The organism is Protofrankia sp. Cas4 (assembly GCF_963555915.1).
GTDB lineage: Bacteria > Actinomycetota > Actinomycetes > Frankiales > Frankiaceae > Protofrankia.
In genome coordinates this window covers 17,516-27,661 of sequence record NZ_CAUVXL010000121.1, presented here as the reverse complement: position 1 = coordinate 27,661, position 10,146 = coordinate 17,516, and the positions used below count along the sequence as shown (strand labels likewise).

General features: G+C 68.6%; 9 protein-coding genes and 1 pseudogene. 4 read left to right on the top strand and 6 right to left on the bottom strand.

What is annotated here, in order from left to right; genetic code table 11:
* Nucleotides 1–196, top strand: a pseudogene (locus U9979_RS11360) (hypothetical protein); the annotation flags it as partial.
* Between the two features lie 48 nt (nucleotides 197–244).
* Here the strand turns inward: U9979_RS11360 and U9979_RS11355 are convergent.
* The 5 genes from U9979_RS11355 to U9979_RS11335 all read right to left on the bottom strand — a co-directional run bounded on the left by U9979_RS11355 (nucleotide 245) and on the right by U9979_RS11335 (nucleotide 4,856).
* Nucleotides 245–2,569: a heavy metal translocating P-type ATPase gene (locus U9979_RS11355; protein WP_322779353.1), complete on the bottom strand. Its 2,325-nt coding sequence runs from the start codon at nucleotides 2,567–2,569 to the stop codon at nucleotides 245–247.
* 19 nt (nucleotides 2,570–2,588) lie between these two features.
* Complete coding sequence (locus tag U9979_RS11350; protein ID WP_322750897.1) at nucleotides 2,589–2,813, bottom strand: heavy-metal-associated domain-containing protein; 225 nt, start codon at nucleotides 2,811–2,813, stop codon at nucleotides 2,589–2,591.
* Between the two features lie 57 nt (nucleotides 2,814–2,870).
* On the bottom strand, nucleotides 2,871–3,161 hold the full coding sequence (locus U9979_RS11345) for a metal-sensitive transcriptional regulator (RefSeq protein WP_322750898.1): 291 nt from the start codon (nucleotides 3,159–3,161) through the stop codon (nucleotides 2,871–2,873).
* A gap of 166 nt (nucleotides 3,162–3,327) precedes the next feature.
* The gene (locus U9979_RS11340; protein WP_322779352.1) at nucleotides 3,328–4,278 is read right to left on the bottom strand and encodes a hypothetical protein; all 951 of its coding nucleotides are present in this window, start codon (nucleotides 4,276–4,278) and stop codon (nucleotides 3,328–3,330) included.
* Nucleotides 4,279–4,370: 92 nt separating this feature from the next.
* The gene (locus tag U9979_RS11335) at nucleotides 4,371–4,856 is read right to left on the bottom strand and encodes a hypothetical protein (RefSeq protein WP_322779351.1); all 486 of its coding nucleotides are present in this window, start codon (nucleotides 4,854–4,856) and stop codon (nucleotides 4,371–4,373) included.
* A 313-nt stretch (nucleotides 4,857–5,169) separates the two neighbouring features.
* Between U9979_RS11335 and U9979_RS11330 the strand changes: the two genes are divergently transcribed.
* Nucleotides 5,170–6,219 carry a HoxN/HupN/NixA family nickel/cobalt transporter gene (locus U9979_RS11330; RefSeq protein WP_416219967.1) on the top strand — a complete coding sequence of 350 codons (1,050 nt, stop codon included), beginning with the start codon at nucleotides 5,170–5,172 and terminating at the stop codon, nucleotides 6,217–6,219.
* Between the two features lie 104 nt (nucleotides 6,220–6,323).
* On the opposite strand, the gene U9979_RS11325 is transcribed toward U9979_RS11330, so the two are convergent.
* Nucleotides 6,324–8,372, bottom strand: a complete 2,049-nt coding sequence (locus tag U9979_RS11325; RefSeq protein WP_322779349.1) for a SpoIIE family protein phosphatase — start codon at nucleotides 8,370–8,372, stop codon at nucleotides 6,324–6,326.
* 490 nt (nucleotides 8,373–8,862) lie between these two features.
* Here U9979_RS11325 and U9979_RS11320 point away from each other — a divergent pair, with 490 nt between their 5' ends.
* Nucleotides 8,863–9,585: a maleylpyruvate isomerase family mycothiol-dependent enzyme gene (locus U9979_RS11320; protein ID WP_322779348.1), complete on the top strand. Its 723-nt coding sequence runs from the start codon at nucleotides 8,863–8,865 to the stop codon at nucleotides 9,583–9,585.
* Nucleotides 9,586–9,710: 125 nt separating this feature from the next.
* On the top strand, nucleotides 9,711–10,142 hold the full coding sequence (locus tag U9979_RS11315; protein WP_322779347.1) for an SRPBCC family protein: 432 nt from the start codon (nucleotides 9,711–9,713) through the stop codon (nucleotides 10,140–10,142).
* The last annotated feature ends 4 nt before the right edge of the window (nucleotides 10,143–10,146 follow it).

Sequence of the window (10,146 nt, the reverse complement as noted above, 5' to 3'; positions counted from 1 at the left end):
CGAGGAGCTCGCAGCCCGGCAGATGAAGGCCCTGCTGACCCGGGGGGAGACCCCGACCGCGGTGCTGCAGCGGTTCGTCGAACAGCTCAGCCCCGCCGAAGGCGCGGTCCTGCAGGCCCTGCTCGCCGGCCAGGCAGCACCCACAACGGGTCCGCCCGGGCCCGGCCCGCCCGACGGCGGGCGAGACAGGGACTGACGGGGTGGACCAGCCTCTGCCCGGTCGTCGTCGCTTTTGTGCTGGTCCCTACGTCACCGGCAGGCTGGAAGGGGCGTAGCCTGCGGGCTGGAAGTGGCGTAGCCGCAGGCTGTTGGAGACGACGAACAGCGAGCTCAACGCCATCGCCGCGCCGGCGATCAGCGGGTTGAGCAGGCCCGTGGCGGCCAGCGGCAGGGCGGCGATGTTGTAGGCGAACGCCCAGAACAGGTTTCCCTTGATGGCGGCGAGGGTGCGCCGGGCGAGGAGGATGGCGTCCACGGCCGCGCGCAGGTCCCCGCGGACCAGGGTGAGGTCGCCGGCTTCGATCGCGGCGTCCGTCCCGGTGCCCATGGCCAGGCCGAGGTCGGCCTGGGCGAGCGCGGCGGCGTCGTTGACGCCGTCGCCGACCATCGCGACGACCCGGCCCTGCGCCTGCAACCGGGACACGACGTCGACCTTGTCCGCAGGGAGCACCTCGGCGATCACCTCGTCGATGCCGACCTGCGCGGCGACGGCGCGGGCGGCGCGGATGTTGTCGCCGGTGAGCAACACCGGGGTCAGACCGAGGTCGCGCAGCCCGCGGACCGCGTCGGCCGAGGTGGGTCTGACGGTGTCGGCGACGACGAGGACCGCGTGGGCGGCACCGTCCCAACCGGCGAAGACCGGTGTCCGGCCGTCCTGCTCGGCGACCTGCGCTGCCACATCGAGTTCGTCGGGGATGTGGACCGAGCGGTCGGTCAGCAGCCGGCGGCGGCCGGCGACGACCGCATGTCCGGCCACGACCGCCTGCACGCCGAGTCCCTCGACGCTGCGGAAATCCGTCGCGTCCGGCAGGACGCCGACCCGTTCCCGTGCCCCGCGGGCGATCGCCCGGGCGATCGGATGCTCGGAGGCGTCCTCGACCGCGCCGACCAGTCGCAGCACCTCATCGGGGTCGATACCGGCGGCCGGCACCAGGTCGACCAGGCTCATCCGCCCGGTGGTCACCGTTCCGGTCTTGTCCAGGACGACGGTGTCCACCCGCCGGGTCGATTCCAGCACCTCCGGCCCCTTGATCAGAATCCCGAGCTGGGCGGCCCGACCGCTACCGACAAGCAGGGCGGTCGGCGTCGCGAGGCCGAGCGCGCACGGGCAGGCGACGATCAGTACGGCGACGGCGGCCGTGAATGCGGCCGTCGCCCCGTCACCGAGTGCGAGCCACACCGTGAGGGTGGCGACAGCGAGGACGATCACCACCGGGACGAACACCGCCGAGACCCGATCGGCGAGCCGCGCGATCGCGGCCTTCCCGCTCTGCGCCGCCACGACCAGCGTCGCCATCTGCGCAAGCTGGGTGTCCCCACCCACCCGGGTTGCCCGGACCACCAGCCGACCGCCGGCGTTCAGCGTGGCGCCGGTGACCGCGTCGCCCGGGCTGACCTCGACCGGCAGTGACTCACCGGTGAGCATGCTCGCGTCGACCGCGGAGCGGCCTTCCTCGACCACCCCGTCAGTGGCGATCTTCTCCCCCGGCCGGACGACGAAGCGCTCCCCCACGGCCAACTGCTCCACGGGTAGCCGCTGCTCCCGGCCGTCGCGCAGGACCGCGACGTCCGTGACACCGAGCTCCAGCAACGCCCGCAGCGCGGCGCCGGCCCGGCGTTTGGCCCGCGCCTCGAAGTAGCGGCCGGCGAGGATGAACGTCGTCACCACCGCGGCAACCTCAAGGTAGATGCTGTCCGCGGCGCTGTCCCGGGCGGCCAGGAGCGTGACGTGCATCGTCATGCCCCGCTCGCCGGCATGACCGAGGAACAGGGCGTACAGCGACCAGCCGAACGCCGCGAGCGTACCGATGGAGATCAGCGTGTCCATGGTCGCCGCGCCGTGCCGCAGGTTCGTCCACGCCGCACGGTGGAAGGGGAACCCACCCCACACCACGACCGGCGCGGCCAGCGTCAGCGACAGCCACTGCCAGTTCTCGAACTGCAACGCGGGCACCATCGCCAACAGCAGCACCGGCAGACTCAGCACCGCGGCGACGACCAGCCGGGTACGCAGCGGACCGGTCTGATCCGCCTGCGCTGCCCCGGTGGTCTCGCCGGCATCCCCGTCGAGGCTCGCCACCGCGCCGGCCGGCCGCTCCGTTCGCGGCTGGGGCACGAAGGCCCGGTAGCCGGCCTTCTCCACCTCGGCGATCAGGTCGGCTGCGGTGAGCCGGCCGGGGTGGACGACATGCGCCTGCTCGGTGGCGTAGTTGACCGCAGCGCTCACACCGTCAAGCCTGTTCAACCGCTTCTCGATGCGCGCCGCGCAGGACGCGCAGGTCATCCCCTCGATCGACAGGTTGGTGGCACCGCCGCCGACAGGCCGCGCGTCATCCACGGTCGCGCTCATCACGAATCTCCCTCTGACCTCAGCGATCTTTCGACGCCAGCCCGGCCAGTGCGTAGCCGGCCTCATCCACGGCGGTGCGAACCGGCGCCTCGTCGAGCGGCTGTTCGCTGGTCACGGTCACCGTGCCGGCGGAAAGATCGACGGAAACGTCGCTGACACCCGCAAGGCGGCCGATCTCGCTGCGCACCGCGCTGACGCAGTGCGCGCAGGTCATGCCGACAACGGTGTAGGTGGATGTGATCACAGCTGGTTCCTTCCAAATCAGATGATCAATATCGGGGCGGGTCGACCAGGTTTCAGGTCAGGACCGGACCAGGCGGGCGATCGCCGCCGAGGCCTCCCGTACCTTGCGGTCGGCCTCGTCACCACCGGCCGCCGCGGCCCGCACGACGCAGTGCGTCAGGTGCTCATCAAGGAGACCCAACGCGACCGACTGCAGCGCCTTCGTCGCCGCCGACACCTGAGTCAGGATGTCGATGCAGTACTCCTCCTGCTCGACCATCCGCTGCAGCCCCCGGATCTGGCCTTCGATGCGGCGTAACCGCTTGAGGTGGTCGTCCTTGTTGCCGATGTAGCCATGACCGACGTCCATAAACCCTCCAACACCAATACCCACTAGGGGTATCCTGAGTCGAAACGCTATACCGGTACCAGGTATCGGTCAAGGAGCGGCCGGCAGGGAGCCGGGATCGCCAGGGCGAACCCGCGGAAGATCCCGGCTCCGGTCAGGTGACGGTCAGGTGACGGTCAGGTGACGGTCAGGTGACGGTCAGGGTCACGACGGCGGTGTGCAGTACCGCCGCGGTCTGGAACTGCACGAACACCCGCCAGTTGCCGGCTTTCGCCATCATCGCCTCGAAGGACAGCACCGGACCGCCACCCGCAGCGCTGGTCGCGCCCACCGGGTGCAGATGAGCGAAGGCAAGGTCGCCTTCGTGGAAGGCACTCAGGTGCGCGTAGGTGTCCAGATAGGGCTGCAGGTCGGTGACGGGCGTGCCCTCCTTGGACACCGTGACCGTCAGCGTGTGCGCCGCCCCGGCCATCACCTCACCGGCCAGGGTCAGGGTGTAGCCGTCGACCTGTGTCGTGGTCGATGCGGGCGGCAGCGGCGTGACGGCGGACCTCCCGGCAACGGTGACCGGCTGACTGAGGACCAGCGGCAGGTCCTGCCCCGAGCTGTTCGTGGTGATGAACGAGGCGTAGACCCGGTACGAGCCCGGCTGCACCGCGTCAAGGGGCACCGTCCAGGTACCGTCGCCGGCCATGGTCGGGTGCACGTGCTGGAAGCCGGTGAGATCGGACCGGACCAGATAGAGGTGCATCAACCTGGTCTGATCCGGCCTGAACGCGGTGACCGGTGCACCAGTTCCGCCCACGATCTGGAACCGGAACGAAGTCGGCGCATCGGCTGGCAGCGAGGACACAGCCGGGACGAACCGGAAACCGGATGCCTCGGCGGTGAGGCCGTCGCCCACCGGCTGTTCCGCCGTACCTGCCATACCTGCCATCCCGGCGTGCCCCGATGCAGACGGCGCCATCATCGTGGGCGCCATCATCGTGGGCGCCATCATGGTGTGTTGCATCGTCGGCGTGGTCGTGGAACCACCGCCACAGGCGGTGACCGTCAGTCCGACGGCAACGGTCACACAGGCCGCCACGAACACGGACCGGACATGGGCGTGCGAACGCGACAAAATCGACATCGACATCAAGAATCTTCCCGGACGGCACGCGACGCTCGCGTGCGGGTGGACGGACACGTCAGCCGACCCGAGCCCTCGCTCCGGTCAGCGACGCCCTGTCACGTCCGGGACACGCACAACCTCACCAGCAGACACGAACCAGCCGGCGGTGGGGCGCGGCACCCATGACCCGCACGGTCGGTACCGGCGTTCCACAGCCGGACGGGCCACGCCCACGCGACCACGCCGAGCAGAAGGGCCAGCAGCCAGGCCAGACCTGGCCGGGGAGGTGACGACACGCACAACGTGCCATGGCCGCGGCCATCACCTCTGACCACGGCCGGCGTCTGGGACACCGCGGACACCGCGGACAGTGCGGGAAGTGCCTGGCCGGTGGCCGGGAGGTACATCGCCATCTGCGCCATCGCGGCGGCCTCGTGGCCGGTGGCCGAACCGTGTACCGCCATCCTCGACCCCGCCGCGGCGCCACCGCCTGGGCATCCCTGCCCGGCCAGCACGCCGTGCATGACGAACAACCCGGCCAGCACCACGTATGCCAGCACCAACCGGCCGGTCGCCCGCGCCGGTGCGGTCCTACTGCCCACGGGGCTCCCTTCCCAATCGGCATTCCCAATCGGCCTTCCCGATCGGAACCGGCAACCCGGGCCGCGCAAGCAGCGGCTCCGCGTGGCACGGCGACCACCTGACATCGTAGTCGATCTACGTGGGCACCGCTGCTCGCACGCTCGGTGCTTGCGACGCCCACTATTGCGAATATCTTGCATCTGAGAATATTGTGCGTCTAGGTTGTGCTGTCGCCCCGCCGATGAAAGCAGGTCGCTCATGACCACGCGCTCGCTCGCCACGCTCCCCCCGGCCGGCTCGTCCACGTCCCGGTGGCAACGTGTGCGCGGCTCCATGACCCGCCGTGAGTGGAGCCGCACGGCCGGCATGGCCGCATTCATCCTGGCCCTGCACGTGATCGGCTGGTTCGTCCTCGTCGCAATCGTCGCGCCAGAGCACTACAGCCTGGGGACCAAGACCTTCGGCGTCGGTATCGGGGTGACCGCCTACACCCTGGGGATGCGCCACGCCTTCGACGCCGACCACATCTCGGCCATCGACAACACCACCCGTAAGCTCATGAACGACGGCCAGCGACCGCTGTCGGTCGGCTTCTGGTTCTCTCTCGGCCACTCCACCGTCGTCTTCGCGCTGGCGTTCCTGCTCTCGCTGGGCGTCAGAAGCCTGGCCGGTCCGGTAGGTGATGAGAACTCCGAGCTGCACAACGTCACCAGCCTGATCGGCACCACCGTCTCCGGCATCTTTCTCTATATTATCGCGATCATCAATATTGTTATCCTTGCCGGGATCTGGCGTGTCTTCCGGCAACTGCGCACCGGCGTCTTCGACGAGGCAGCGCTGGAGGACCAGCTGAACAACCGCGGCTTCATGAACCGTCTACTGGGCCGGTTGATGAAATCAATCACCAAACCCTGGCAGATGTACCCGTTGGGCGTGCTGTTCGGCCTCGGTTTCGACACCGCCACCGAGATCGCCCTGCTGGTGCTCGCCGGCTCCGGCGCCGCTTCCGGCCTGCCGTGGTACGCGATCCTGTGCCTTCCCGTCCTGTTTGCCGCGGGAATGAGCCTGCTCGACACCGTCGACGGATCGTTCATGAACTTCGCCTACGGTTGGGCATTCTCGAAACCGGTCCGTAAAGTTTACTACAACCTCACCATCACCGCACTGTCGGTGGCTGTCGCCGTCATCATCGGCACCATCGAACTCCTCGGGCTCATCGCCGAGAAACTCTCGCTGCACGGTGCATTCTGGGACTGGATCAGCGGCCTGGATCTGAACATCGTCGGTTTCGTCATCGTCGGTATGTTCTTCGCCACCTGGGCTATCGCGCTGGCTGTGTGGAAAATCGGCCGTATCGAGGAGAAATGGACCGCCGACAGCTGATTGCGCCCGGCAGGAGGGTCGCGGCGTCGCGGGTCGATCCCGGGCAGGCCGGGCTCCACGACCAGCCGGCGATCGCCCGTCCCCGGTGCCAGTCGGGTTCGCAGTCAGTCGGGTTCGCCGAGATCGAGTTGGAACCAGACAGTTTTGCCGGTGCTGGTGGGTCTGGCGCCCCAGTTGGTGGCGAGTTCCGCGACGAGTTGCAGGCCCCGACCGCCTTCGTCGTCGTCGGTGGGGTGCAGGAGGCGGGGGACGCGGCTGTCGTCGTCGGAAACCTCGACATAGAGGGCATCGCGACCCTGGCGGATGGCGAGTTCGAAGGGGGTGGCGGCGTAGCGGATGGCGTTGGTGACCAGTTCACTGACGAGAAGTTCGGCGATGTCGAGAAGTTCCGGGAGTTTCCATTCGGTAAGGCTGGCGGTGGCGACACTACGGGCGATCTTGGCGGCGCGGGGTTCCGGGGTGAGGACGACGGTGTTGGTGTACGCGGTCGTCGCAACGCTGGCGTGGACGAGCAGGAGCGCGACGTCGTCGTCATAGCCGTCGGTGCGGTCGAGGAATGTCAGAAGCCGGTCAGCGGTGGCGTGGAGGGTGCCGGGGCGGGCGAGGACGCGTAGGAGGCGTCCGGTTCCTTCGTCTATGTCGATGGTGGCGGATTCGACGAGTCCGTCGGTGAACAGAGCGAGGATGGAGCCCGCGGGAAAGCGGTAGCGGGTTTCGGTGACGGTCTGGCGGCCGACGCCGAGAATGACGTCGTGGGTATCCCCACCGCCGTCGAGGAGGTGGACCTGGCCGTCGGGGTCCCGCATGGCAGGGGGCAGGTGGCCGGCGTTGGCCACGGTGATGCTGGCGGTGGCGGGTTCCCAGATGGCGTAGATCGCGCTGACGAGCGTGCCGTCGGGCCCGGTTCCGATCGCGCGAACAAGATCGTCAAGGTTGGTGAGTACGTCGGCGGCGGTCAGGTCGAGAGCGGCGAAGGCGCGGACGGCGGCACGTACCTGGCCCATGGCGGCGGCCGCGGTCAGGCCGCGGCCCATGACGTCGCCGATCACCAGGGCGACCCGCCCTGCGGACAGCGGGATGACGTCGAACCAGTCGCCGCCGACCTCGGTGCCGGCGGTTCCGGGTTCATAACGCCAGGCGACGTCCAGGCCTTCGACGGTGGGTACGTCGCCGGGCAGCACACTGCGTTGCAAGGTAATCGCGGCGGCGCGTTGCCGGGCGTAGGCGCGGGCGTTGGCGATCGCGGACGCGATCCGGCTCCCCAGCTCCCCGGCGGTCCGCGCGTCCACGTCGGTGTAGATCCGCCCGGACGGACCCAGGCCGAAGTGGACGACACCGTGAAACTCACCCCCCGCCACCAGCGGCACCGCCAGGCCGGAGCGGATACCGAAATGCCGGCGATAGTCCTCCGTGCCGGGAATCGCAATGCGGTCGACCATTTCCTGGTCGAACGTCAAATGGATGGGGCGCCCCAGCGTCAGGGCAAGGTGGCCGGGAGTACCAGGCCGCATCTCGAGAAGGCGCCCGGCGGTGTCGTCGGCTCCGGGCAGGGGCGGAGCCCCAGGCAGGTGCGCCCAGACCACTCTGCGCATCAGCAGCGGGTGCGGCCTCGCGTCGGGGTCCATCGGCTCGTCGGTCAGCAGGACCACGCACTCGTCGGTGAACTCCGGGACGACGAGCTCGACCAGCTCCTGCAGGGTCGCAGCCAGGTCCAGCGACGCTCCGACCAGCCCGCTGGCCCGGCCGAGCAGCCGCAGCCGCCGCTCCACCGCGTCACGCTCGGCTTCTGCCCTACGCTGATCGGTGACATCGACCACCGCCTGACCGACCGCTACCGTTACGCCGCAACAATCCCGCAGCGGGTAGCAGGAGACACGGTGGATGCGTTCCTCGGGCCAGCGGAGCCGGGTCACGTCGATGATCTCCACATCGAGGCTCGCCTGCCCGGTCGCCAGTACGTGGCGGGCCATGTCCCATGCGGCGGACGCCACCTCGGGCATCACCGCGGGTGCGGGCCTGCCCACGATCTCCTCGGCGGTCAGCCCAGTCAGCGCGAGCATCGCCTGGTTTACCCGAAGTACCCTCAGCTCGCGGTCAAAGATCGTCAGGGCGATCGGGACAACCTCGAACAGCTCACCGGCTAAGGCCGACACAGCCAGCTTCCTCGACCCCGCCGTGGTGCGCGGTCCCGGGGGACCCGACTGGCTGTTCATCGATTCATCGATGTGTTGTACCCCCGAAGCCGTGGCGTCGCATCCAGGTGCTCGTGCACTTCCCGTGCTCGTCGGCACCAAACGTCCAGGTGGCCGCCGCGCTGATGCAGGGCCGGGTCCCGTGACACCTCCCCGGCCGCCTACCGTGCGTCACCAACCGTTCTGGACGTCGACGGGACCCCGGTCGCCGGCCGAACTCGCCAACGCCGGCCCGGGGACTCCGGTAGGTCATCCATGTATTACGCGGACGCGATCCGCATCGAGTTCGGGTTGTGACACTGCGAACCTAACGTCGCAGCAGCGTCCCTGGCCTTCGGACCGGTCGAGCAACCTCGTGCCGACAAACCGGTGGCGACCTGCGTCGCCGTCAGCTGCCGCCGCAGGGCAACGCTGGCAACCCTGTCGGGTGCAGACTCACCATGTGGACACCATGGACTATCCGAACCTGATCCGCCATGAGGGCGAGGCGCTGCTGAGCGCCGTGACCGGCAACCTCGACCGCCCGGTGCCCACATGTCCCGGCTGGGATGCCCGCCGGCTTGTCGGTCATGTCGGACGTGTGCTGGAGGCCCAGACGACCCACATACGCCGGGCGACGACGCAGCCGCCGGAGCGGGTCGGACCGCCGCCGACCGACGACACCGAACTGATCGACTACTACCATCAATGTCTCGACCTGGCGGTCGACATCCTCACCTCGGTCGACGCCGACCTGCCCGCGTGGAACTTCACGCTGGCGCCGAAGATCGCCCGATTCTGGCCCCGCAGGCTGGCACACGAACTGCTCGTACACCGGTACGACGCGGCGAACTGCGCCGGCCTGACATGGACGGTCGAGCCGACCTTCGCCGCTGACGGGGTGGACGAGGTGCTCACCGTCCTGCTTCCGGCCGCCAGGGCGGCCGGGGTGACGCCGGTCGCCGCCGACGGAAGCGCGCACGTACACCTCACCGACACCGATGGGGAATGGCTGGTCCAGTTGGACGGCACGACGGTCGAGGTGAGCGTCGGCCACGCGAAAGGGGACGGGGTGCTGCGCGGACCGGCCGACAAGGTACTGCTGGCGCTGTGGGGACGGGTGGCGCCGGACTCGGACGGCCTCACAGTCCTCGGTTCCGCAGAACTCATCCAAGCACTGCTGCCTGGGCGGTGACACAGGGTGTCCGGGATGGCGGATTCGACGCCGATTCCGGCCGCTCTGAATAGCACGCCGGCGGGATAGCAAGAACCGCAACGTGGCTGTTGACAGGTATTCGCCGCAGCAGCGAAGATTCGACCATGGCGACTATTTCGGCGAGTGCGCTCTGTATCGCACCCTTGGATAGGGTATGGGCTACGCTGACCGACCTGTCCAGGTATCCGGACTGGAACACCGTGCACATCTCCTTCCCCAAAGGAGCACCCGCGGCCCTCGAGCCGTCGTCGACGTTCACCCAGAAAATATCGAACATGGGAACGTCCGCCGAGGTCAGATGGACGATCACGACGGTGGAGCCACCACGGCTGCTGGAGTTCAAAGGCCTCGGTCCGATGAATACCTCCGTCCAGACGTCCTACGAGGTCGACACGGTCGAGGGAGGCACCCGGGTCACCGTTACGAACGAATTCACCGGCACCATGGTCAGAATCGGGGGCAGGCGACTCACCACCTCCGCGCAGACTGCTCTTGAAACATCGCTGGCGAAATTCAAGGACGTTGTCGAGTACTAAGAGC

What these genes read in the sequence shown, in the direction of transcription:
- U9979_RS11355 (WP_322779353.1), bottom strand. Translation starts at nt 2,569, where the DNA reads ATGAGCGCGACCGTGGATGACGCGCGGCCTGTCGGCGGCGGTGCCACC.
- U9979_RS11345 (WP_322750898.1), bottom strand. Translation starts at nt 3,161, where the DNA reads ATGGACGTCGGTCATGGCTACATCGGCAACAAGGACGACCACCTCAAG.
- U9979_RS11340 (WP_322779352.1), bottom strand. Translation starts at nt 4,278, where the DNA reads ATGTCGATGTCGATTTTGTCGCGTTCGCACGCCCATGTCCGGTCCGTG.
- U9979_RS11330 (WP_416219967.1), top strand. Translation starts at nt 5,170, where the DNA reads ATGACCCGCCGTGAGTGGAGCCGCACGGCCGGCATGGCCGCATTCATC.
- U9979_RS11320 (WP_322779348.1), top strand. Translation starts at nt 8,863, where the DNA reads ATGGACTATCCGAACCTGATCCGCCATGAGGGCGAGGCGCTGCTGAGC.
- U9979_RS11315 (WP_322779347.1), top strand. Translation starts at nt 9,711, where the DNA reads ATGGCGACTATTTCGGCGAGTGCGCTCTGTATCGCACCCTTGGATAGG.